Origin of the sequence: Herbidospora galbida (genome assembly GCF_005233835.1) — a bacterium.
Lineage (GTDB): Bacteria > Actinomycetota > Actinomycetes > Streptosporangiales > Streptosporangiaceae > Herbidospora > Herbidospora galbida.
Genome location: NZ_SZQA01000011.1, coordinates 78,111 through 101,367 on the forward strand (window position 1 = coordinate 78,111; position 23,257 = coordinate 101,367).

Sequence of the window (23,257 nt, forward strand, 5' to 3'; positions counted from 1 at the left end):
GAGCCTGGATCATTCCAAGTCCAACTCCTACCGCCTAGCCTCGGTTCCGCCGCACCCGTTCAACGGCGTGGTCCGCCTCCATGCCGCTCGCCGTGATCCTCGCCGGGTCTTCCCCCCAGACGGGCTGCACACCCATCACACGAGACCCCTGGAGACAGATCATGACTACCGTGATGCTCGTCCACGGCGCCTGGCACCAGCCGAAGGCCTGGGCGAAGCTCGAGACCGAGTTGCACGCCCTCGGCTATGCCACGCGTACCCCCGCTCTGCCCAGCGCCGGTGACAAGCCCACCGCGGGCGTGCATGACGACGCCGCCGTGCTGGCTCGGGAACTCGCGTCGGTCGAGGGGCCGGTCGTAGTGCTCGGCCACTCCTACGCCGGCATCCCGGTCACCGAGGCCGCCGCCGGAGCGGGCAACGTCCGGCGGCTGATCTACCTCGCCGCGTACATGCCCGACAAGGGGCAGTCGATGTACAGCCTTCACGGCCTTCCCGACCCCGAGGACACGAGCGGCCTGTTCCCGCTCCCGGAGGACCCGCGTGAGGCGCTCTACGCCGACCTGCCGGAACCCGAGGCCGAGCAGGCGGTGAGCGAGCTGGCCGATCAGACCGTCCTGTCGTTCGCGGAGAAGGTCGACGCGGCCGCCTGGCGGGACATCCCCTCCACCTACATCGTCACCGGGGAGGACAAGGCCATCCCGGTCGCGTTGCAGGAGCAGATGGCAGCCCAGGCCACCGAGATCCGCCGGATCTCCAGCGGTCACTCCCCCTTCCTGTCCCAGCCGCGCCGGCTGGCCGCCCTCATCGACGAGATCGTGCGGTCCGCCTGAGCCGCTTCGTCGGCAGCGCCGGCCGCGGCGTGCCGCGAGAACACCGGAACGATGCCGGGGGCTGGAGGGACCGGATGGTCATCGGGCCGGGTACCTGGGGGTGGCCGACGCCTTCGGCGCCGTAGTAGAAGGTCAGGACTCACGCGTGCAGAGGGCGGGGAGGCGGAGAACGAGGCGAGCGCCCTTGCCGGCGTCCTCGACGTGCAGGGTGCCGCCGTGGACGGCGGCGATCTGCCGGGCGATCGCCAGGCCGAGACCGGTGCCCCCGGCATTCCGGTCGCGCGCGGTGTCCAGCCGGGCGAACCGCTGGAAGACCAGCTCCCGCTTGTCCACCGCGATGCCCGGGCCGTCGTCGATCACCTCCAGCATCGCGACACCCTGCGGAAACCGATGGGGGTCATGCCTGCCGACGGGCAGGCGCCGAACCTGGAGGGCCACCGTGGTGGCGGCGTATCGCTCGGCGTTGTCGACCAGGTTGGCCAGCAGACGCGACAGCGCGGCACGGTCGCCCATCACCATCACGCCAGGTTCGAGCCGATACTCGACGGTCTTGGCGCTGGTGTGATTCCGCCATTCACGCTCGGCGGCCACCAGCTCCGAAAGGTCCGTCGGCTCGCACGCGACCGGGCGTTCGGACTCCAGCCGTGCGATGATCAGCAGGTCGTCCACGATCACCCGCAGCCTACGGAGACTGCGCAGGACCTTGGCGCCCAGCGTGGGGACATCGGTCTCCTCCGGCGCGTACAGGGCGTCCTCGACCTCGGCCTGGATCGCGGCGATGGGCGTGCGCAGCTCGTGGGAAGCGTCGCAGGTGAAATGGCGCTGCTGCGCCATGGCGGCCTGTAGGCGGGCGAGCGTCCGGTTGACGGTCTCCGCCAAGTCGTGGATCTCGTCCCTGCTGTGGGGAACGGGGACCCGGCGGTCGAGGGTGAGGTCGCTCATCCGGTCGAGCTCGCTCTGGATGCGGCTGACGGGACGCAGGGAGCTGGCGACGACCCGGTAGGCCAGGAACGTGACCGCCGCGGCCAGCACCGCCGCGACGCTCACCACTGTGGCCGCCACCCACGGGACCACATACATCGGGATGGCGGGGGAGGCGACGTAGACGAGCCAGTCCCGGCCCCCCTGCTGCGCCTCCTGGGCGACCACAAGGTTGCACTCTCCAGGCTTGAAGGCTCCTCCGCAGACGACGGAGGAGAACATCTTCCTGCCATCCGTCGGGAAGGGGGCCATGACCGGCCGGGCGGTCAGCTGTGGGGTCGACGCCACCACCACGCCACCGGAGTCGACGATCTGGACCTTGTGGTCCACTTGGGAGACGGCCGACGTGAACGCCTCCCCGCGCTCGACATGCATGATCAGGTGCCCGCCGGTGGCCGAGAGCTCGTTCTTGAGCGTGTCAGTGGCGTACCGGTGGAACGCGGCCATGACCGTCACGACCAGAAGCGTCGAGAGCAGCACTGCGAGCACGCCGGCGAACAGCGTGATCCGCTTCGTGATCGAAATGCGGTGCCAGGTGTTCATGTCCCAATCCCCCCGACCAGTTGAGCACCTGGAACGCAGCCGGGTGTTCACGCGCAGGCTGGGCCCCGGCACAGGCAGGGGCAATACTGCGTCAACGCCGGCCGCCCTCCGCCGATCCCGTCTCATCAGCAGGGCAAGGGCCGCGCCTCGTCGGCACACGACGGCGGCCACTCCCGGGCCGGCTGCCAGGACGACTCTTCGCGGCCGCCGCGGCGGATCGCGTGGCCGCCGTCTGGCTGGACTGGCTCCAGGCCCTGGACCAGGCCGACCCGGTGGCCATCACCGCAAGAGGCAGGGCGGCGTGTGGCTGCTGCGCCGCGTCGACCGGCACGGCACCAGGTTTACCCCGCGGGCTCGGCCAGGGTCGCACCCCAGGGTGTTGCCTGGGGCGAGGCCCGCGGGTCCAAGATGAGTATGTCGGGCATGAAACGACGCTTGATCGCCCTGATGGCGGCGGCAGTATCGGCGGTGGTGGTGCTGGTGCCGACGGCCGCCGACGCCGTCTCCCACGGCAGCGGCCCCGTAGCGGCCACGACCTGTGCCACGGTTCCCGTCTCCGCGCCCTCCGGCACCAAGGTGGAGTCGGTGAAGGCGGTCGCCCACGCCGGCGGAACCGTCACGTTCCCCGCCGCTCCTCCGCTGCACCCCGCCGAGGAGACGCTCACCGACGTGCCGGCCTGGTGCGACTTCACCGTCACGGTGAGCCACCCGGGCGCGAACGACCACGTCGACATCAGGATCTCGCTGCCCCAGGACGCGAAGAAGTGGAACGGAAGGTTCCAGGCCACCGGCGGCAGCGCCTACCTCGCCGGTGACCTCAGCGGCGCTCCGCTGGTCGGCGCGGTGAAGGCCGGCTACGTCGCCGCGGCCACCGACGCCGGTGTCGGTGCGAACCCGCTCGACGTCAGCGGCTGGGCACTCACCCCGGACGGCAAGGTCGACACCCCGCTGCTGAAGAACTTCGCCTCCCGCTCGGTGCACGACATGGCCGTCATCGGCAAGGACGTGGCGAAGAGGTTCTACGGCCGATCCGTGAGCTACTCGTATTGGAACGGCTGTTCGACCGGCGGCCGTCAGGGTTACCAGGAGGCCCAGGATCACCCGACGGACTTCGACGGAATCCTGGCCAAGGCGCCGGCGATCAACTGGGACCGGTTCGCGGTCGCCACGCTCTGGTCGCAGGCCGTCTTCAACGAGGAGAAGGTCGCGCCCACCCAGTGTGAGCTGGCGGCGTTCACCACCGCGGCGGTCAAGGCCTGTGACACCCTCGACGGGGTCAAGGACGGCATCATCGACTCCCCGCAGGAGTGCCACTGGGACGCCCGGCGGCTGACCGGCACCAAGATCGTCTGTGACGGCGAAGAGATCACGATTTCCCGTGCCACCGCCGACGCGGTGCGCAAGATCTGGGCCGGACCGGTCTCCTCCTCCGGTAAGAAGCTCTGGTACGGGCCGAACAAGGGCGCGAGCCTCGCCGCCCTGGCCGCTCCCGGCGCGCCGTTCTTCGTCGCCGACAGCTGGGTCAAGTACTTCGTGACGCGGAACCCGTCGTTCGACACCACGAAGCTCACCTACGCGTCGTTCGCGCAGATCTTCCGGACGTCGCAGCTGCGGTTCAACGACGTCATCGGCGCCGACGACCCGAACCTGTCCGCGTTCGCGAAGGCCGGCGGCAAGTTGCTCAGCTGGCACGGCCAGAGCGACGAGCTGGTGCCCACCCAGGGCACGGTCGCCTACCGCGAGCGGGTCAACCGGGTCTTCGGCGGCGACAAGCGGGTCGACGACTTCTACCGCCTGTTCCTGCCGCCCGGCGTGACCCACTGCATCGGCGGCACCGGCCCGTTCCCGACCGACGACCTGGGCGCCCTAATCGACTGGGTGGAGAAGGGCCAGGCTCCGGCCACCCTCGCAGCCTCGGTCACCGGCCCCGACGGCAAGACCGTCACGCGTGACATCTGCCGCTACCCGATGGTGGCCCGCTACACCGGCCACGGCGATACGGCCTCGGCCGCGAACTACCGCTGCGCCACCGCCTGACCTCAGGCCGCCGCCGGCCGACAGCGATGCGCCAGGTCCGGTGAGGACCCGGCGCATCGTCTGTCGTCGTCACCCGGTCGGCGCGTCTATCGTTCGGCTTCAGCGGCCGGGGAAGCGCTCGGTGACTTCTTGCAGCAGGAAGCCGTTGCCGTCGGGATCGCTGAACGAGGCGAACGAGCCGTACGAGAGGCGGCCGGGGTAGAAGCCGGGAACACGCTTCTCGTCGCCCGCGTGGTGGAAGACGCCGTCCGCGTCGTGGAAGATCTCGCTGACCTCGACGCCGCGGCCGACCAGGTCGGCCCGGGCTTCCTCGATGTCGCGCACGATCAGGTGCACGTTCTCCGCCGACCCGGGCGCGGCGGTGCCGATGCCTTTGCCCACGACGATCGAGCAGTGTGAGCCCGGCGGGGTGAAGTGCACGACCCGGAAGTCCTGACCATCGACGTAGTCGAGATCCTCGCGGAAACCGATCCGTTTGTAGAACTCCTTGGCCCGGTCGACGTCGGCCACCGGCAGCACGATCACCTCAAGCAGGTAGTCCACCACTGTCTCCACTCCTCCGCGATCTCGGCGATGCCGTCCGGCATCTGGCCTTCACGATCGCCTGCGGAGCAGGACGGTCGCCCCAGGGTGACACCCTGGGTGACGGCCCTGGGTGACGGCCCTGGGGTCACCGGTCGCGCAGGGCAGAGGCCAGCTCGCGGCGGGAGCCGATGCCGAGCTTGGTGAAGATCTTGCGCAGATGCCATTCGACGGTACGCGGACTGAGGAACAGCACAGCGCCGATCTCCGGATTGGTGCGCCCCGCCACGGCCAGACGCATGATCTGCGCCTCCTGCGGGGTGAACTCCTCCCGTGCACCCAGGATCCGCTTGCGCACCGTCTCGCCGGTGGCGGCCAATTCCCGGCTCGCACGCTCCGCGAAGCCGTCCGCACCGATCGTGGTGAACGTCTCGTGCGCGATCCGCAGCTGCACCCGGGCGTCGGCCCGCCGGCCCTCCCGTCGCAGCCACTCACCGTAGAGCAGGCGAGCGCGCGCCAGTTGCAGGCCGAGCCGGGTCGCGGCGAACTGCTCGATCGCCTCCCGGTAGTACTCCTCGACAGACCCGGCCGGGCCCGCGAGCGCGTCCGCGAGAGCCTGGGCGCCGCGTGCCCAGCTCGTGTCGACGACACGTGTCCGGGCGGCGAGGCGGTCACGCGCCTCGGCCGCGACGGTGTCCGCCCCGGCGCGTGCGGCGGCTTCGACCAGCTCTCCGAGCGTCCACTGCAGGACGGCGAGGTCTTCGTACCGCGCCGCCTCAAGGGCTGCCTCCAGCGCGGCCGGATACCGGCCGAGGCCGTTGAACAGCAACGCTCTGCTGTATCCGGCGACGGCGAGCAACCAGCCCAGGCCGGACTCCCGGGCATGGCCGACCAGAGCCTCGTTGAGCTCCAGCGCCGGCTCCTCGCGTCCGCGATACGCGGCCAGGATGACCGCGGTCGCCGGATACGGTGGCGAGCCCGTGGCGTTCCCGAGAGCCTCGGCCTCGTCGAGCAGGTCCGACGCGTCGGCGAAGCGGCCGGCGTAGATCAGCGCGGTGGCGCGGAAGGTCAGCGCACTCGGCAGGAGGGACAGCGCGCCGGTCTCACGGGCGTAGCCGACGGCCTGCTCGGTCCTGGTGAGAAATGCCACGTCGTCCCAGACCTCGTGCATGACCATTCCGCTCAGCCAGACCAGGTCCAGTTCGGTTTCCGGACTGACCGCGGCCAGGGCGCGGGTGAACAGCGGCACCGCCGCCGCGTGCCCCTCCAGGCTCCACGTCGTCAGACCTGCGAGGAGCAGAGAGGCCGGCTCCCCGCCCGGGGGAAGGCCGCGGGCGGCCTCGGCCGCCCGGCGCAGGTCGGCGCCGCCGAGCCGCCCCGCGTTCACGGCCGCGCCGATCGCCGCCAGGTAGGTCTCCCGGGCCGCGGCGGGATCCAGCGATTCCAGGCGGCGTGCGGCCACGAGCAGCGGAGGCCCGGCTGCCCGTCCGGCGTTGAGCGCGAACGCGACCTTGGCGCGTAGCCGTTCCACCCGGGCCTGCTGCACCAGGTCGAGCGGACCGAGTTCGGCGGCGGCCAGCAACTCCGGTACCTCGGCGAGTGCTCCGGCGGCGAATCGGGCCGCCGCGGCGGCCAGGGCGCGCCCGGCGCGTTTCGCCGAATCGGGGGTGAGCTCGGCCGCGCGCTCCAGGAAGGCGGCGGCCGCGGCCCGGCCGCCACGGGCCATCGCCCGGTCGGCCGACCGCTCCAGTTCGCCGGCGACCTCTTCGTCCGGCCCCAACGCGGCGTGCGCCCGGTGCCAGGCACGGCGGTCTGGCTCCTGCTCGGGGTCGGTCACCTCGGCGAGGGCCCGGTGCACCGCGCGCAGTTCGGCGGACTCGGCGGAGCGCCAGCTGGCCGAGCGAACCAGCGGATGCCGGAACCGGACCCGGGTCCCGATGTCGATCAGGCCCGCGACCGCCGCGGGTGCGGCGGCGTCCAGCCCGACACCCAGCCGTTCGAGCGCGCGCCACAGCAGCGGCACGTCGCCGACCGGTTCGACGGCGGCGGTGAGCAGCAGCGTGCGAGTGTCCGCCGGCAACGCGGCGATGCGCCGCTGGAAGCCCTCCTCGACCCGGCTCACCAGCGGCGTCGCGCTGTGTCCGCCGAACCCGAACGCCAGCTCCGCCGGCGTGAGACCGCGCGGCAGTTCGAGCAGGGCCAGAGGGTTGCCGCGGGTCTCGGCGACGATCCTGTCGCGTACGCGGGCATCCACCGGCCCGGGCAGCACCGAGTCCAGCAGGGCCCGCGCGTCCGCGTCCGGCAACCCCTCGACGCGCAGCTCCGGCAGTCCTTCCATGATCCGTTCGTCGCCGGGGCTGCGCGTCACGAAGACGAGGGCGACCGACTCCGAGTCCAGACGGCGGGCGACGAAGGTGAGGATCACCTCCGACATCCGGTCCATCCACTGCACGTCGTCCACCGCGCAGACCAGCGGTCGCTCCGACGCGGCCTCGGCGAACAGCCCGAGCACGGCGAGCCCGACCAGCAGGGAATCCGGCGGGTCACCGGTGCTGAGACCGAATGCGGTGGCGAGCGCGTCCCGTTGCGGCTCGGGCAGCCGATCGAGACAGCCCAGCAGCGGCGCGCAGAGTTGCTGGAGCGCCGAATAGGCGATCTCGGTCTCCGCCTCCACCCCGGCCGCGCGGGCCACCTGGCCGGTAGGCGTGGCCTCGGTCAGGTAGTCCAGCAGGGCGGTCTTGCCCACTCCGGCCTCGCCGCGCAGCACCAGCACTCGGCTCTGCCCGGCGTGGACGTCACGCAGCAGCCGGTCGAGCGACTCCTGCTCGCGTCGCCGCCCCCGCAGCGCGGAGATCTTGGTGTTGATCGGCACGCCACCTCCCCGCCGGGGAGGCTACAACACTCCCGGTCCCCAACGGACAGATGGGACCAGACCTCGTGACGTGCCGGAACTCCATGCCGGCGTGCCGGAGACCGGCCTGGGGAGCCGGGAACCAGTGTCCCGCCCAGGGTCTCTCCCTGGGGCGGTCGGCCGGTACGGGCGGTCACAGTGACTCCCGTACCTCGGAAAGCCGGAAAGCCGAAAGAAAGCGGAGATCTCCGATGTCGTCCCTCCTTCGCATCTACTTCGTCCGCGGCCTCGTCGCGATCGCCTGGTCGGCCGGTTTCGCCGCCGTCCACACCACGTTGGCGGCCGTCTCGGTGATCCTGCTCATCGCGTACCCGATCATCGACGTCGTGGCCTCACTGTTCGACGTCCGCGAGGATCCTGGAACTCCAGCCCGCACGTTGCAGGTGTTCAACACGGCGCTCAGCGCCCTGACCGCCGTCGGTCTCGGCCTCGCCGCCATCAGCGGCGTCGGCGCGGTGTTGTTCGTGTTCGGCCTCTGGGCCGTCGTCTCCGGTGCCGCTCAGCTGACCGTGGCCATCCGCCGCCGCAGCCCCGAGCTCGGCCGTCAGTGGCCGATGCTCATCGCCGGCGCCCTCTCGGTCATCGCAGGTTTCACCTACCTGATCGCCGCCGTCAGCGACGACCCCGACCTGACCGCACTGATCATGTACACCGCGGCCGGTGGCGCCTTCTTCGTCATCCAGGCCGCGACCCTGGCCTGGAAACAGCGTCGCCGGGCACGGGTCGCCCGGGCTTGATCGACATCCTGACGATGGCCCCTATCCCCATGCCCTGAACGCCCACGTGCCGGCCCAGCCCCGCCGACCGTGAGCCGTCCCTCTTGCGGAGAGCTGATGCCGAGGAACTCGGGTCATGTCATTCCTTCGGGATGGAGGACGGCGCGAACGTAGCCGCTGAGGTGAGTGCTTTTACGCCCGTGCCCGGTTCGGGTGCCGCGACAGCAGGACGCCCAGCGCGATCATGACGACGCCCAGGACGAAGTGGAGCCAGTTGTCCGCGGTGTTCAGGGGCACGAAGTTGGCGGTGCTCTCCTGATTCACGATGAGGCCGTAGATCCACAGGATGAGGTAGATGATGCCGCCGCCGATGAGGAAGAGGCGGGCGCTGTCCCAGGTGCGCGCCATGGCGATGCCGGCGAAGCCGAAGATCAGGTGGACGATGTTGTGCAGCGCCGACACCTGGAAGAGGCCGAACAGCATGGCCGTGGACTCGTGGCCCGCGGCCTCCATGGACTGGTACTGGGTGGTGATCCCGGGAATGAAGCCGAGGATGCCGATGATCAGAAAGACGACGCCGACCGCCAGTGACGCCTGTTGGAGGCGGGTTCGGGTGACTTCTGCGCGTGTACTGGTCATGATCTTCTCCTTGTGAGGTTCACGTGGCGCGCGTTCGTGCCTGTGGCGGCATGCGGCGAAGCGCGCGGAAGACGGTGTTCTGCGTCCACTCCTCGCTTCTGAAGCGAGATCGAGATGGCGCCCGCGTGCCGCTTCGGCCGGAATGTGCGGTTGCGGCAGGTGATGCGAGTGAAGTGACCATGAGCGCTATGGCTCCGAAGACGCCGGCCATGATTCTTGGCGACGGTTCTTCAGGGACGGGTGAGTTCTGTCCCCGCAGGAATGCCATCCGTGTCCACGGCGTCTGCGAGTGGCCCTGCCCAGCGTCTCCGCACCGGAAACAAGCCTCTCGGAGCTCACCCCACGCCTCGCTGACCTGCCTAAGGGTTAGGGCCCAGCCGTCAGGTCGTGTCCCATCGCGTCGGACCGGCTACGAAATGTGGTCGCACGCGAGCGAGCCGAACACCGCCCGCTTGCGGGCTGGGCGCCAGGTGGTGACCAGCGCGGCCGCGAGGAGGAGTTCCGCGATGTCCCCGCCGTAGTACATGATCTCGCCGGCGCCGCGGAGTTGCGCGACGGGCACCGGCACGTCGACGAGGAAGCCGCCGTACATGAGCTGGGAGACGACCGCGTGGGCGGTGATGGCGACGCCGAGCACGACCAGGCGTGCCGGGACCCCCGGGCGGCCCGGGGCGGGATCGGGCCCCGCGACGGCCCAGGCGAACAGCGCGCCCGACAGCAGGAAATGGACGTGCACGATCCCATGGAGAACCGGATGCTCGGTGGCGACCGTGTAGAGCGGCGTCAGATAGAGGGCGGCCATGGTGCCGGTGCTCAGGAGCAGGGCGGTCACCGGATGGGCCAGGTACCTGATGAGCCGGGTGTGCAGCAGGCCGGTGAGCCGCCGGGCCGCGACGGTGGGCAGCGCCCGGAGTGCCACCGTGATCGGCGCGCCCAGGACCAGCGCGATGGGCGCGTACATGCCGATCAGAAGGTGCTGGAGCATGTGGCCGCGGAAGTCGTGGTGCGCGAAGGAGGCCACCGGAGGCAGCAGAGCCACTCCGAGGAGGACGCATCCGAGCAGGAAGCTCAGCGCACGGTTGCGATCTCCGGAGCGGACGCCGGTACGCCGCCACGCCCTCGCCGCCAGAACCAGATAGGCGGCCATGAGCAGCGCCACCCCGGCCAGGGGGAGCAGGATCTCCCACGGGCCGCCGCCATGGTCGTGCATCAGGTGCTCCGGGGTTCGGCCGACCCGTGGCCGCCCCGTTGCAGCAGGTACCCGCCGGCCACCAGCAGCGCGCCGAGCACGAGGAAGGCGAGGTCCCACCAGAGCTGGTAGGGGCCGCCGTGAACGTGGTGGATGCCCAGGATGTGGTGGTCGATGACGCCTTCGACGAGGTTGAACAAGCCCCAGCCGACCAGCATCCAGCCCCACAGCACCCTGGACCGCCACACCTGACGCCTGCGGTGGGTGACCCGGGCGTACAGGAGAGCGATGCCGGTCAGCACCGCCAGCCAGCAGACGGTGTGGAAGAGGCCGTCCCAGAGAGTGTTCATCTCCAGGCCGGGGACGGTGAGGGGCGAGTAGTACTTCACACCGATGTTGTCGGTGTCCGTGCTACTCAGCATGTGGTGCCACTGCAGGATCTGGTGCAGCAGGATGCCGTCGACGAACCCGCCCAAGCCCACTCCGAGCACGATCCCGGGCGACCTCAGGCGGGCCGGGTGATCCTCCGCTCTGACCTGTCCGGTGGCAGCGACCATGGCCCTCTCCGTCTCTTGAAGATCAACACCATGCGGAGCACTACCCTGGGGCGACCTGCGGAATCAGCTCAGGGGGGCCGAGCGTGGGCCGGCTGGCCGTCCCCTGCGACGGCCTCAGGCATCGGGTGAGCTGACGGCCAGTTCGAGCCGCAGGGCGAGCTGGTCGCACAGTTCCCGGGGCAGCCGGCTTCGGACATGGTGAAGAGACGCGGCCGTCGTCCAGCGCACGCCCGTCAAGGAGCCGAACTCCGGGAGGTACCCGATGAGGAGATTCAGCGCAGGTGTGGTCGGCGGCCTGCTGGCCACCGGGGCCATGAGCGTCGTCATGCTGGCCGGCGGGCGAATCGGTCTGTTGGGCGAACAGCCGCCCCAACGCATCATCCCCCGAGAGGACCCGGGTCCTGGAGGAACTGGGTGCGGTGGTGCCGACGGTACGCACTGATCTGGCCCACCACGAACCAGCGGGCTGAGCGGGCGGCATCCGGCGCGTGCTCGTCACCCGCCGAGATCGACGGGACGCGCCCCAAGCTGCCAGATCGGCCGGGAGTTGTCCGCCGGTGGCCGGTCAGGAAAGCCCTGACCGGCGGATTCACGGCTGCTTGTGCAGTGGCCCAGGTGGACGATGGCCAGGTCGATGTCGGGAAATCAGGTGGTGATCCGTTCGAGGCCGTCCCTCGCGGTCCGGTCCCAGTGATCGTCGTGCAGGTGCGAGAGAACCACCGCGTCCAGCGGAGACAACTTCGACCCGTCGATGGCGGGATCGTGCAGCCGCCGGGTGGTGATGCCGTATCCGAGATGGGCCCGCTGTCCCCGGTGCATGAAGTTGGGGTCGGTGAGCACGGTGAAGCCGTTGTGGCGGATCAGCGTGGTCGCGTTCCCGATGAATCGCACGCTTGATTCGTCCATGACGGTTCCTTGCGCGAGATCAGGCGGCGTGCCGATGGGACAGCGAGCTGGGTGCGCCCTCAGGGGGAGCCGGCAAGGTGGCACGCTGTTCGGCCAGGTCGGTTCCCCTACCCCCGGTTTCAGAGGCCAACCCGCGTTCAGCCGATGTTTGCCCATGTCATCGCGGGTAGGGATCAATGTTCACCACGATGAGAGGACATTGACATGCAACCCGATGCCGCCCACGAGCCCGGCTCGCCGGAGGGGATGACCTCGGGCGAGGTGGACAGCCGCAGTGAGTTGGCCAAGTGGATCAGCGGGACGCATGTGTTCCCGGCTGATCGCGCGGCTCTGCTCAAGCAGGCCCAGTCCGAAGGGGCGCCGGACGTGGTCTTGGCCGTCATCCGCTCGATCCCCGACCGCAGATACGAGAATCTCCAGGAGGTCGCCGACCAACTGGGCATGACGGGGTAGAACGCGCGCATCCGAGCTCCCCGCCCGGTGGGTTGGCCGGGCGGGAGCCCTGCGGGCTTCCAGGACCGTTTGGGCCCGTCAGGTGGGCCGGTTCGTCCGGAGGCTCTGCACGGGGTGCGGACCCTCGGTCTCCAGCCGGTATTCGTGCCCCGACTTCATCGCGTTCTCCGCGATGACCACCTCGGAGGCGGGCTTCTCGTCGTCGAGCACGGCCCGCTGCATGGCCTCGAAGCGCTCGTGCGCCTCCTGGACGTAGCCCGTTCCGATCGTCGTGTAGTCGATCTGGGTGGCCAGCAACTCGCGCAGGTAGGCCTTGTTCGGCTCGAAGGTCACCGGGACCGGCAGTTCGGGCGCGAGCACCTGCTCCGGGTCACGGCCGTCGAACCGCTTGAACGCCTCTGCGGCCAGTCCCAGGTGCTCCAGCTCCATGTTGAGGTGGAGTTCCCAGATCGCCTTGATCCTCGGGTCGCTCTCGGTCTCCATGAACGAGTGGTAGAGGTAGCACTCGTTGTACTCATGGTTGAGCAGCATCTCCCACCAGGTCTCGCCCGGGTCGACGAGCGACTCGTAGTGGGTGACGTGCTCCTCCTCGATCATCCCGATCTCCTGGTAGAGCTGCCGGGCGATCGGTTCCATGTAGAGCGGGCCGACGTTCATGTAGAAGTTCATGGTCTGCTGCTCGGTCGACATGATCGTGAGCGCGTGCAGCTTGGAGATCGGCGATGCGACGGTCCGGTCGTAGTTCTGCCGGACGTTGTCGACCGGGTGGCGATGCTGGAGGTAGGTCGGGCGGCCCGGCATCACCTCGGTGAGCCCGTCGACGATCTTCTCGGCCCGGCGGTGCTCGATCATCTCGTACAGGTTGGCGTACCGATAGAGATGGTCGAAGTCCTCCAGCACGCCGAACTCGTAGGCCTGCCTCAGGTACGGGTCGGGCTCCATCCGGGCCACCCAGGAGGTCAGGTCGACCGCCACCTGCTCGTAGGCGATCGTCGTCTCCAGTACCGAGGCCAGCCCCGGCAGCAGCCAGTTGACCGCCTTCTGCTGCTGGGACTCGATGTAGCGGACCCGCGCGAGCTGCTGCTTCATCTCCACGTCCGGGCAGTGCCGGGCCATGTTGTGGCTGAAGAAGATCGCCTCGGTCTCGAGGCCGTTCATCGTGATGATCCGGCAGCGGGTGTAGGGATCGGACTCGTCGGGGTCGATCGGCATCACCGCGAGCTCGCGCCAGGTACGGAGCTGGTCGTCCAACGGGATGCCGCGCTCACGCAGCGGGTTGAAGGTCATTTGTCCTCACCCATCACTTTGCGGATGAGGTCCCGGGCCCGGTCCATGATCGCCATAGGTGCGCCCACCAGCACGTTCTTGGTCGCCGACTCGACACCCGGGTGGGGCCGGGTGGGCGCCATCTTCTCGGCGGCCTCCACGGCCGCGGTCATCTTCGCCAGGCGCGCGGGATCGCCCTCACGGGTCAGGTGGATGAACTCATACCGCTCCTCGGCGCGGGCGTGCATGAGCACGTCCTTGCGGAGCACCTCCAGGTGCTTGAGGAAGTCGGGATGGTGCGGGCCCATCTCGTCGAGGTCGGACAGCAGTTGCTTGGCCTCGTTCTCCTCCCTCAGCCGGTCGTCGACGATCGCGTCGCCTCCGTCGACGACCCGCCGCACATAGGGATGGACGATCTCCTCCTCGGCCGTCTCGTGCACGGCGAGCAGGTGGACCAACCGGTGGAAGGCCTCCTCGCGGGCGCTCCCCTCGGAGGCCTCGACCTCGGCGAACAGGTCTCTGATCTCTGCGTGCTGGCGGACCAGAAAGGCCACCACATCAGTAGGCCGAGCATTCATCGACGATTACCTAACCGGGACATATGGCATAGTCTTCGGACAATCCACTCTTACCCAGAGTTACTGACAGTAACGCTAGGTATCGAAGCCGTGGGGGACCGCTTCCGGTGACAAGTCGGGGCGGAGTCGCAGGAAGCGCAGCGGATGCCGCCAGCGACCGTGGTCGCGGGCCACATCGGCCAGCACCTCCACCACCACATCGGGGTGCACCCGGACGTACGAGAGGGGCGTCGCCGAGCTGAAAAGCCCGGCCCATCGAGGTGGGAGCAGCTCGGGCCAGGGGTGATCGGCGTGTGCGGCGTGCAGATGGTCGGCCAGCTCGGCGGCTTGCCCATCGTGGAGACGACTGGTTCGGCCGAGGATGAGGTCCTGGGGGTGGGGGAGCGTGCCGGTGACGCCGCCGACGATCATCTCGGTGGTGATGCGGGTCTTGTACTTCCACCACCCGCGCACGCCGGGCCGGTAGGGGTCCGCCGCCGCTTTGATCATCAGGCCTTCGGTGCCCTTGGGCGCCAGGATCTCCATCCACAGCAGAGCCTCGGCGAGGTCGGCAGTCTGCATGGACAGGGCCAGTAGGCCTGTGGTCGGGACGTGGGCGAACAACTCCTCAAGGCGTCTGCGCCGCTCGGTCAGCGGATGGCCGCGCAGGTCCGTCCCATCGGTTTCCAGCAGGTCGAAGGCGACGTAGTGACAGGGCTCGGTTCGGGCCAGGTGCCGGGCTCAGTCGCCGGCGCGGCGTTGGAGCGCGCCGGCGACCGAGCCGGCCGTTCGCGCTCCAGCGCACGATCTCCCCATCCAGGACGGTGCCCGGCGGCAAGTGCTGCCGGAGCGCCGTCACGACCTCGGGGAACCTCTCGTTCAGGCGCGCCTGACGCCGCGATTCCAACTGCACGCCGCGGTGCTCGTCGAGCCCCGCCAGCGCCCGGTAACCGTCGTACTTCGCCTCGTAAAAGGCAGCCTCCGCGGCAGGCGTCGGGCATGGGCGGAAGGTCGACGGTACGGGCCGGCATCGGCCCCTCTGTACGGATGTTCACGCTGGTAGTCCCCTCAAACGCACCTACGTCGTTCTCGGGCGACGCTCCTGCCAGGTGGCCGGTTCCCAGCGAGAGGATCACCCAGACCTGCGCGGATGGTGATGGCCCGTCGGCTGCTGGAGGAGCTCCGGGTGTTTGTCGGCATATGAGGGATTTGTGGCCGGATATGGGCGGCGCCGCGCCTTGATCCGTGGGCAGCATGGAAGCCGGACACTCCTTCTGAAAGGTCGGCGGCGATGCCAGAGGCCATCGCGGGGCTGGAGATCCCTGAGACGACGGCGGTCGCCGAGGCGACCAAGATCGCTCAGGACATGACCGGTCCCCTCATCTACCACCACTCCCGGCGGGTCTACTTCTTCGGGCTGATCCACGCCAACCGGCTCGGCGTGAAGCCCGACCCGGAGCTGCTCTACCTGGCGGCCATGTTCCACGACACCGGCCTGCGGACGCCCTTCTCCGAGGTCGAGCAGCGCTTCGAGGTCGACGGGGCCGACCACGCGCGGGCGTTCCTCGCCGAGCGGGGCTTCTCCGCGGCCGCCGCCGACACGGTCTGGACGGCCATCGCCCTGCACACCACGCCAGGCATCCCGGGCCGGATGGCCCCGGAGATCGCGGCCGTCCACCTCGGCGTGCTGACCGACATCGTCGGCTTCGGGCTCGACGGGTTCGCCCACGGTCAGCTGAACGAGATCCTCGCCGCCCATCCCCGGGGAGACTTCAAGAACGAGTTCCTGCGCGAGTACGTCGACGGGCAGAAGGACCGCCCGGACACCACCGTGGGGACCGTCAACTCCGATGTGCTCGAACACTTCGTCCCCGGCTTCCGGCGGACGACGACGGTCGAGCGCATCCTGAACTCCGAGTGGCCGAGCTGATGCGCGCGGTCATCGCGCGGGAGCGCGACGCCGGAGTCGACGGCCTCACCCTGGCCGACATGCCCTATCCCCACGCGGCCGAGAACGATGTCATCGTGCGGGTGCACGCCGCCGGGTTCACCCCCGGCGAGCTCGACTGGCCGGCCACGTGGACCGACCGGGCCGGGCGCGACCGGACGCCCAGCATCCCCGGGCACGAGCTGTCCGGGGTCGTGGCCGAACTCGGCTACGGGACCACCGGCCTCACCGTGGGCCAGCGGGTCTTCGGCCTGACCGACTGGGCCAGGAACGGGTCCCTGGCCGAGTTCACCGCCGTGGAGGCCCGAAACCTGGCGCCCCTCCCGGCCGACGTCGACCACACCACGGCGGCCGCGCTGGCCATCTCCGGGCTGACCGCCTGGCAGGGGCTGTTCGACCACGCCCGCCTCACGACCGGGCAGACCGTCCTGATCAGTGGCGCGGCCGGGGGCGTCGGGTCGATCGCCGTCCAGCTCGCGCGGGAGGCGGGGGCCGTCGTGATCGCCACCGGCCGGGCCCGCGACCGCGAGGTCGCGCTGGGCCTCGGCGCGACGACCTTCCTCGACCTCGACGCCGAGGACGTCCGGGACGCCGGTGAGGTGGACGTGGTGTTCGACGTCATCGGCGGCGAGATCATGGCCCGGTCGACGGAACTGATCCGGCCGGGCGGCACCCTCGTCAGCGTCGCCATGCCGCCCGACGTGCGGCCCAAGGACGGGCGGGCCCTGTTCTTCGTCGTCGAACCCGACCGCGCCCGGCTGGCCGACCTCGCCCAGCGGGTCAGGGACGGCCGGCTCAGGCCGCTGGTGGGCGCCGTGCGCCCGCTGTCGGAGGCGGCCGACGGATGCGCCCGCAAATCCGCCGTGCCCGGGAAGACGATCATCCAGGTGGCGGCCTGACCCAGCCCGGCGGCCGTGTCAGCACCACGACGGCCCGGTGTCAGCGCGGTCGGCGACCGTGATCCTCACGAACCGAACCACCGGACGCTGAGGAGAGCATCATGGGTCGTTTCACCGAATCAGGGCTGCGCCGGCTGCGCGGCGTGCTGGCCGGGCACGTCGAGTCGGGCCGGATCCCCGGGCTGGTCGCCCTGGTCGCCCGGGGCGAGGAGGTCCACGTCGAGACCGTCGGGACCATGCGCCACGACGGCGGCCCGCCGATGGGCCGGGACACGATCTTCCGGATGGCCTCGACGTCCAAGCCGGTGTCGGTCGCGGCGGCGATGATCCTGCTCGACGAGTGCCGACTGCGGCTCGACGACCTGGTCGACCCGTGGCTGCCCGAACTGGCCGACCGGCGCGTGCTCACCCGCGTCGACGGCCCGCTCGACGACACCGTGCCGGCCCGGCGGCCGATCACCGTCCGCGACGTGCTGACCTCCACGTTCGGGCTCGGCATGGACCTGACCGCGCTCGGCTCGCCGATCATGAACGCGGTCTTCGAGCAGGGCCTCACGCCCAACCTGCCCGTGGAGATGCCCGAGCCGGACGAGTGGATGCGCCGCCTGGGCACGCTGCCGCTGATGTACCAGCCGGGGGAGCGCTGGCAGTACCACATCAGCAGCGACCTGCTCGGCGTGCTCGTCGCCCGGGTCACCGGCCAGTCGTTCGAGAGCTTCCTGCGCGAACGCCTCTTCGACCCCCTGGGCATGACCGACACCGGCTTCGACGTCCCCGCCGGCGAGATCGACCGCCTGCCGCCCCTCTATGCCCCCGACCCCGCGAGCGGGGAGTTCCACGTGTGGGACCCGGCCGAGGGCGGCCGCCACAGCGCTCCGCCGGCCTTCCAGGGCGGCGGCGGGGGCCTGGTCTCCACCGCCGACGACTACCACGCGTACTTCCGGATGCTGCTCAACGGCGGGGTCCACGAGGGCGAGCGGATCCTCTCGCGGCCGGCGGTCGAGCTGATGACCACCAACCGGCTCACGCCCGAGCAGAACGCCTTCCGCAACGCCCTGGCGGCCGACAACGTCCACGTGTCGTTCGGCCAGGGCCAGCACGGCGGCTGGGGCATGGGGATGGCGGTGCGGACGTACCGGGGCGACTACGCGCCGATCGGGCAGTTCGGCTGGGACGGCGGCAGCGGCACCTCGACCTACGCCGATCCGGCCAACGGGCTCGTCGGGATCCTGCTCACCCAGGTCGGGATGTCGGTCCCGGATCCGGCCCGGCTCGTCCATGATTTTTGGACCACTGTCTACCAAGCGATCGAGGAGTAAAAGCTTTGCCCAACGTGAACCCCGCCAGGCGTCGGCATTGGCGGGGTTCGCCGCCCTCACCAGGCACAACAGGTTTTGTCCAGGTGAACTGCGCGTCATAGACTCAAAAGTGAACAGGAGGTCGTCCGCCTCCCCAGAGAATCGCCGTCGACGTCCTCGCGACTCCGGCCTCGGCCCGGACGCCACTCACAAAAGCGGAAAAGACCGCGCGATCACCTGACAGCACACCGGCCGACTTCGGGCAGAGGTTCGGCCGGGCTTTTCGCGTCCCCTGTCCGCGAAGCAGAAAGGCCCTTCGATGACGCGAGCCTTCCGAGTCCGGAGGACCGTGGCGACGGCCCTGGTGACGACCCTGGTGTGCGTCGGGGTCAGCGTGCTCTTCCTGCTCTTCGCAGGCTACAAGGAGATGGACAGTGTCCAGGCGCGGGCCACCATGACGTGGGGTCATGTGGTCCCGCTCATCCGGGAGGGCCCGCTTCCGAAGACGCTGGAGGACAACTCCGTCAACGCCGTGCAGGTGGTGGACTCGCACGGGCACGTCGTGGCAGCCACGCCGCAGTTGGCGGGCAAGGGCCCGATGGCCGACTTCCACGCCGACCGCGCGAGCGTGCGCGCGGTCCGTACGCTCTGCCCGCCGGCCGGTCTGTCGGGCTGCGCGACGGTCCTGTCGTACAAGGTCTACCAGCCGGGCGGGTTCTGGCTGCTCTACATGGCGCTGCCCGTGGTCGCCTGGTACGGCAGCGTCACCTCGATCATCACGGCCGTCGGGGTGTCGCTCCTGGTCATCTCGGTGCTCACCGCCTGGACCTTCCGCGACCTCACCAAGGCGCTGGCCCCCGTGAACGCCATCAGGTCGCGGATGGCCGAGATCACCGCCACGGGCCTGGACCGCCGGGTCCCGGTGTCGACCAAGTACGAGGAGATCCAGCTCCTCGCCGAGACGGTGAACGCCACCCTCGACCGGCTGGAGGTCGCCTACCAGCAGCTCCGTCGCTTCACCCAGGACGCCTCCCACGACCTGCGCACCCCCATCACGGCCATGCGGGCCCAGCTGGAGGAGGCGCTGATGCATCCCGACAGCACCGACTGGCCCACGATGAGCACGGAGGTCCTCGCCGGGGTCGAACGGCTCCAGGCGATCGTGACCGACCTGCTGACTCTGGCCCGCCTCGACGCCCGCGCGCCGGTCGACCGCGCGCCGACCGACCTGGCCGCCCTGGTCGACGGGGAGCTGAAGCGCCGGGCGTACCGGAAGAAGATCGTCACCGAGCTCGCCGAGCACGTCCGGGTCGACTGCGACCGGCTGCGGATCACCCGGGTGCTGGGCAACCTGCTCGACAACGCCGAACGCCACGCCCGCTCCCAGATCACGGTGCGGGTGCGGGCCGACGGGACCTGCGCGATCCTCGAGGTGCTCGACGACGGGGCCGGGATCGCGCCCGAGCACCGGGAGATCGTCTTCGACCGGTTCACCCGGCTCGACGCCTCACGGGCCCGCGACGCGGGCGGAACGGGGCTGGGTCTGTCGATCGCGCGGGAGATCGCCGAGGCGCACGGCGGAAGCCTGACGATTCAGGACAGTGAGCGGGGGGCACGATTCGTGCTGCGCCTGCCCACGACGGCCTCGTGAAGGCGGCCCCTCCATTTTCAACGTATAGCGCACCCCCGGGCTTGCCACAAGCCCCCCGTCATGCCGCAGAATCGACCGGCCAAGCCCACAATCTGCGAAATCCGGGGGACGCAGACGTGAATCCACTGACCACCAGTGCGTTCGACCTGCCCGACCATCTGGCGCCCAAGGCCGACCCGGCCCTGATCGCCCGGGACGAGAAGCACTTCGCGGCCATCGCGGAGAGCCTCCACCAGTCGATCACCGACCTGTCCGCCCGCCTCGACGCCGAACGGAGGGCCCCGGGCGGGGCGGGACGCGCGGCGTTCGACCGCGACCAGGAGGTGCACCGGCTGACCGCCCGCCTCCGCGCCCTGCGCCGCTTCGGCCTCGACCTGTGCCTCGGCCACATGGTCGGCGACGACGACCAGGAACCCGTCTACATCGGCCGTCTCGGCCTGACCGACAGCTCCGGGCGGCGGCTGCTGCTCGACTGGCGCTCACCCGCCGCCGAGCCCTTCTTCGGGGCCACCCACGCCAACCCGATGGGCCTGTCGAGCCGCCGCCGCTACCGCTGGGCGGCCGGACGGATCAACGACTACTGGGACGAGGTCTTCACCCAGGACGGGTTCGACGGCCACGCCGCCGCCCTCGACGACCAGTCGGCCTTCATCGCCAGCCTGGGCGGCAACCGCTCGGGCCGCATGCGCGACGTGCTGGGCACCATCCAGGCCGACCAGGACGCCATCATCCGCGCGTCGTCACGCGGCGCGCTCGTCGTCGACGGCGGCCCCGGCACCGGCAAGACGGTCGTCGCCCTGCACCGTTCGGCCTACCTGCTCTACTCCGACCCGCGACTCGGCCACCACCGGGGCGGCGTGCTCTTCGTGGGGCCCCACCAGCACTATCTGGCCTATGTGGCCGACGTACTGCCGAGCCTGGGAGAGGAGGGAGTGCGGACCTGCACCCTGCGCGACCTCGTCAAGGAGGGCGCCGCAGCCGCGACCGAGACCAATCCGGAGATCGCCCGGCTCAAGGCCTCGGCCGAGATGGTCAAGGCCATCGAGCCGGCCGTGAAGTTCTACGAGAACCGGCCCGACAAGGGCATGGAGGTCACCGACGCGAAGATCTGGCTGAGCCCCGACGACTGGGCCGAGGCCTTCGACGCCCCCGACCCCGACACCCCCCACAACGAGGCGCGCGACGTCATCTGGCAGGAACTGCTCACGATCCTCACCGACAAGTACGAGGGTGACGCCTCCCGCGACATGGTGCGCCGCTCGCTGCTGCAGGACCGAGAGCTGGTCAAGACGTTCAACCGGGCCTGGCCGCTGATCGAGGCGGCCGACCTCGTGGGCGACCTGTGGACCGTCCCGGCCTACCTGCGGCTGTGCGCGCCCTGGCTGACGATCGAGCAGATCCGCCTCCTGCAGCGCCCGGAGGCCCAGGCCTGGACGGTCTCCGACCTGCCCCTCTTGGACGCCGCCCGCCAGCGCCTCGGCGACCCGGAGGCCGCCGCGACCAAACGCCGCCAGCAGGCCGCCATCGCGCTCGAACGGGAACGGACCGGACACGTCATCGACCGGCTGCTCGACACCGACGACGACGGCGAGGGCCTGATCACCATGTTCCACAACCAGGACATGCGCGACGCCCTGGTCGACGAGACCGTCGCCCCCGGCGTCGAACCCGACGTCCTGGCCGGCCCGTTCGCGCATGTCGTCGTCGACGAGGCGCAGGAACTCACCGACGCCGAATGGCAGATGCTGCTGCTCCGCTGCCCGTCGCGGAGCTTCACGATCGTCGGCGACCGCGCCCAGGCCCGGCACGGCTTCACCGAGACCTGGGAGGAGCGGCTCCGCCGGATCGGCCTCGACCGGGTCACCCTCGCTCAGCTCACGGTCAACTACCGCACCCCCGAAGAGATCATGTCGGAGGCCGAGCCGGTCATCCGCGCCGCGCTGCCCGACGCCAACGTGCCGACCTCGATCCGGACCGGCGGCGTGCCCGTCCGCCACGGCTCGGTCTCGGAGCTCACGTCGATCCTCGACGCCTGGCAGGGCGACGGCATCGCCTGTGTGATCGGCGACCCCGCCTTCCGGCCGACCGCCCGGGTCAGGTCGCTGACCCCCGAACTGTCGAAGGGCCTGGAGTTCGACCTGGTCGTGCTGGTCGACCCCGACAGGTTCGGCGAGGGGATCGAAGGAGCGGTCGATCGGTACGTCGCCATGACGCGCGCCACGCAGCAGTTGGTGATCCTCACGAGCTGACGGGCCGGAGGACCGCCCGGAACTCGTAGGAGGTCACCTTGGAGAAGGCCGTCGTGGTGACGGTCAGGTGGATCACCGGCTCGGCGCCGCTCAGGTCGACGGCGCCGCCCACGGCGACCTTCGCCTGGTCGGCCGCGCGGTCGCCCGACACCACGTAGGCGGGTTCGGCGCCGCTGACCGTGCCCTCGACGGGGAAGAGGTCGTCGCGGGAGTCGGGGGGCGCGTAGAGGAAGTCGCCGCCGTCGCGGGCGTCGATCACGAAGATCGCCCCCGCGATGCGCGCGCGGGCGGCGTCGAGGTTGCCGGGGTCGCCCTGGAGCTGGTCGAGGGAGATCACGGTCTTCACCGAGTAGCGGGCGCCGGTGGCGTCGGAGGGCGTCAGCTCGGACGTGGCCGCCGGGTCTTCGGGGGAGGAGATCAGCGCCTCGGGGTCGTCGGAGATCTGGGCGGCCTCGAACTTCGCGGTGAAGACGCCGCGCTCGGCCGTGCCGCCCATCAGGTCCACGCCCTGGAGGTTGATGGTGCCCGTCACCTGGGCGCCGTCGGCCTGGAAGCGGACCTCGCCCCGGTCGGGGGTGTAGGCGGCGGCCGTGACGCCGGAGACGGCGTTGAAGAGGTTCATGCTCCGGGCGTGGTTGACCGGCGTGAGCACGGTCTGCTCGCCGTCGGTCGCCCACTCGGCGAACACGTCGTCGGCGCTGCCGTCGAAACAGCTCGCGTCGGACGCGAACCAGATCGCCCCGGGAGCGGGCGCCCCGGCCGGATTGCCGACCCGCAGACACCAGTCGGACGGCCGCCGGACGCGTAACTCGCCCTGGCGGGTGAACGGCGAGCCGTTGGCGACGCTGCCTTCGAGGATCACCGTGTAGGTGCCGGCGCCGAGCCCCGCTCTCGGCGTCTGCACCGGGGCGGCCTCTTCCGCGTCGTCGCCGTCGAGAAGGAGCAGAATCGTCGCGGCGCCCATGATCAGTAAGAGGACGAGAACGATCCAGAGCCACGGCCGGCGAGGCGGTGATGATGTGACGGTGACCCTGTTTCCGTCGCCCGTGATCAAAGGGCCGTAGACATTCTTGCCGATCCTGATCTCGGGCTTCTCCACTGGTGC

At 70.1% G+C, this 23,257-nt stretch carries 22 protein-coding genes; 9 read left to right on the top strand and 13 right to left on the bottom strand.

Annotation, left to right across the window (positions count from 1 at the left end):
* Positions 1–161: 161 nt before the first annotated feature.
* Positions 162–830 carry an alpha/beta hydrolase gene (locus tag FDA94_RS13785; RefSeq protein ID WP_137247454.1) on the top strand — a complete coding sequence of 223 codons (669 nt, stop codon included), beginning with the start codon at positions 162–164 and terminating at the stop codon, positions 828–830.
* 132 nt (positions 831–962) lie between these two features.
* Here the strand turns inward: FDA94_RS13785 and FDA94_RS13790 are convergent, their stop codons facing one another.
* A complete protein-coding gene (locus FDA94_RS13790) occupies positions 963–2,354 on the bottom strand; it encodes a sensor histidine kinase (RefSeq protein WP_170990923.1) in 1,392 nt (463 codons plus the stop codon).
* 423 nt (positions 2,355–2,777) lie between these two features.
* Here FDA94_RS13790 and FDA94_RS13795 point away from each other — a divergent pair, with 423 nt between their 5' ends.
* A complete protein-coding gene (locus FDA94_RS13795) occupies positions 2,778–4,391 on the top strand; it encodes a tannase/feruloyl esterase family alpha/beta hydrolase (protein WP_137247456.1) in 1,614 nt (537 codons plus the stop codon).
* 99 nt (positions 4,392–4,490) lie between these two features.
* Here the strand turns inward: FDA94_RS13795 and FDA94_RS13800 are convergent, their stop codons facing one another.
* Positions 4,491–4,934 carry a VOC family protein gene (locus FDA94_RS13800; protein WP_137247457.1) on the bottom strand — a complete coding sequence of 148 codons (444 nt, stop codon included), beginning with the start codon at positions 4,932–4,934 and terminating at the stop codon, positions 4,491–4,493.
* A gap of 127 nt (positions 4,935–5,061) precedes the next feature.
* Positions 5,062–7,785 (bottom strand): helix-turn-helix transcriptional regulator, encoded by a 2,724-nt coding sequence (locus tag FDA94_RS13805; protein ID WP_137247458.1) that lies wholly within the window; start codon positions 7,783–7,785, stop codon positions 5,062–5,064.
* A gap of 230 nt (positions 7,786–8,015) precedes the next feature.
* Here FDA94_RS13805 and FDA94_RS13810 point away from each other — a divergent pair, with 230 nt between their 5' ends.
* The gene (locus FDA94_RS13810) at positions 8,016–8,561 is read left to right on the top strand and encodes a DUF308 domain-containing protein (protein ID WP_137247459.1); all 546 of its coding nucleotides are present in this window, start codon (positions 8,016–8,018) and stop codon (positions 8,559–8,561) included.
* Between the two features lie 171 nt (positions 8,562–8,732).
* On the opposite strand, the gene FDA94_RS13815 is transcribed toward FDA94_RS13810, so the two are convergent.
* The 5 genes from FDA94_RS13815 to FDA94_RS13835 form a co-directional block, all read right to left on the bottom strand.
* The gene (locus FDA94_RS13815; RefSeq protein WP_137247460.1) at positions 8,733–9,179 is read right to left on the bottom strand and encodes a DUF4383 domain-containing protein; all 447 of its coding nucleotides are present in this window, start codon (positions 9,177–9,179) and stop codon (positions 8,733–8,735) included.
* A gap of 409 nt (positions 9,180–9,588) precedes the next feature.
* Positions 9,589–10,389: a cytochrome c oxidase assembly protein gene (locus tag FDA94_RS13820; protein WP_137247461.1), complete on the bottom strand. Its 801-nt coding sequence runs from the start codon at positions 10,387–10,389 to the stop codon at positions 9,589–9,591.
* Positions 10,389–10,925 carry a DUF2243 domain-containing protein gene (locus FDA94_RS13825; RefSeq protein WP_137247462.1) on the bottom strand — a complete coding sequence of 179 codons (537 nt, stop codon included), beginning with the start codon at positions 10,923–10,925 and terminating at the stop codon, positions 10,389–10,391. Before FDA94_RS13825 ends, FDA94_RS13820 begins: the two co-directional genes overlap by 1 nt.
* A 114-nt stretch (positions 10,926–11,039) precedes the next feature.
* Entirely contained in the window at positions 11,040–11,252 is a 213-nt protein-coding gene (locus FDA94_RS39140) for a hypothetical protein (RefSeq protein ID WP_170990924.1), read from the bottom strand.
* A gap of 318 nt (positions 11,253–11,570) precedes the next feature.
* Positions 11,571–11,831: an MBL fold metallo-hydrolase gene (locus FDA94_RS13835; RefSeq protein WP_137247464.1), complete on the bottom strand. Its 261-nt coding sequence runs from the start codon at positions 11,829–11,831 to the stop codon at positions 11,571–11,573.
* A 204-nt stretch (positions 11,832–12,035) separates the two neighbouring features.
* Here FDA94_RS13835 and FDA94_RS13840 point away from each other — a divergent pair, with 204 nt between their 5' ends.
* Entirely contained in the window at positions 12,036–12,284 is a 249-nt protein-coding gene (locus tag FDA94_RS13840) for a DUF2795 domain-containing protein (RefSeq protein WP_137247465.1), read from the top strand.
* 78 nt (positions 12,285–12,362) lie between these two features.
* Here FDA94_RS13840 and FDA94_RS13845 read toward each other — a convergent pair whose 3' ends face one another.
* From FDA94_RS13845 to FDA94_RS41085, 4 genes are all read right to left on the bottom strand, one after another.
* Positions 12,363–13,571, bottom strand: coding sequence for a hypothetical protein (locus tag FDA94_RS13845; RefSeq protein ID WP_137247466.1), 1,209 nt, complete (start codon positions 13,569–13,571; stop codon positions 12,363–12,365).
* Positions 13,568–14,104, bottom strand: coding sequence for a hemerythrin domain-containing protein (locus tag FDA94_RS13850; RefSeq protein ID WP_246059860.1), 537 nt, complete (start codon positions 14,102–14,104; stop codon positions 13,568–13,570). Before FDA94_RS13850 ends, FDA94_RS13845 begins: the two co-directional genes overlap by 4 nt.
* 99 nt (positions 14,105–14,203) lie before the next feature.
* Positions 14,204–14,839 carry an ATP-dependent DNA ligase gene (locus FDA94_RS13855; protein ID WP_342778477.1) on the bottom strand — a complete coding sequence of 212 codons (636 nt, stop codon included), beginning with the start codon at positions 14,837–14,839 and terminating at the stop codon, positions 14,204–14,206.
* Positions 14,736–15,047: a DNA ligase-like domain-containing protein gene (locus tag FDA94_RS41085; RefSeq protein ID WP_281286588.1), complete on the bottom strand. Its 312-nt coding sequence runs from the start codon at positions 15,045–15,047 to the stop codon at positions 14,736–14,738. The genes FDA94_RS13855 and FDA94_RS41085 overlap by 104 nt, the downstream gene beginning before the upstream one ends.
* A 351-nt stretch (positions 15,048–15,398) precedes the next feature.
* On the opposite strand from FDA94_RS41085, the gene FDA94_RS13860 reads away from it, so the two are divergent.
* From FDA94_RS13860 to helR, 5 genes are all read left to right on the top strand, one after another.
* Entirely contained in the window at positions 15,399–16,037 is a 639-nt protein-coding gene (locus FDA94_RS13860) for an HD domain-containing protein (protein ID WP_137247468.1), read from the top strand.
* Positions 16,025–16,954: an NADP-dependent oxidoreductase gene (locus tag FDA94_RS13865; RefSeq protein ID WP_246059861.1), complete on the top strand. Its 930-nt coding sequence runs from the start codon at positions 16,025–16,027 to the stop codon at positions 16,952–16,954. Before FDA94_RS13860 ends, FDA94_RS13865 begins: the two co-directional genes overlap by 13 nt.
* Before the next feature lie 101 nt (positions 16,955–17,055).
* Positions 17,056–18,273, top strand: a complete 1,218-nt coding sequence (locus FDA94_RS13870) for a serine hydrolase domain-containing protein (RefSeq protein ID WP_137247469.1) — start codon at positions 17,056–17,058, stop codon at positions 18,271–18,273.
* A 328-nt stretch (positions 18,274–18,601) separates the two neighbouring features.
* On the top strand, positions 18,602–19,903 hold the full coding sequence (locus tag FDA94_RS13875; RefSeq protein ID WP_246059863.1) for a sensor histidine kinase: 1,302 nt from the start codon (positions 18,602–18,604) through the stop codon (positions 19,901–19,903).
* Positions 19,904–20,019: 116 nt separating this feature from the next.
* On the top strand, positions 20,020–22,152 hold the full coding sequence (helR, locus tag FDA94_RS13880) for an RNA polymerase recycling motor ATPase HelR (protein WP_137247471.1): 2,133 nt from the start codon (positions 20,020–20,022) through the stop codon (positions 22,150–22,152).
* Here helR and FDA94_RS13885 read toward each other — a convergent pair.
* On the bottom strand, positions 22,142–23,116 hold the full coding sequence (locus tag FDA94_RS13885) for a hypothetical protein (protein ID WP_170990925.1): 975 nt from the start codon (positions 23,114–23,116) through the stop codon (positions 22,142–22,144). The genes helR and FDA94_RS13885 overlap by 11 nt on opposite strands.
* Positions 23,117–23,257: the final 141 nt, after the last annotated feature.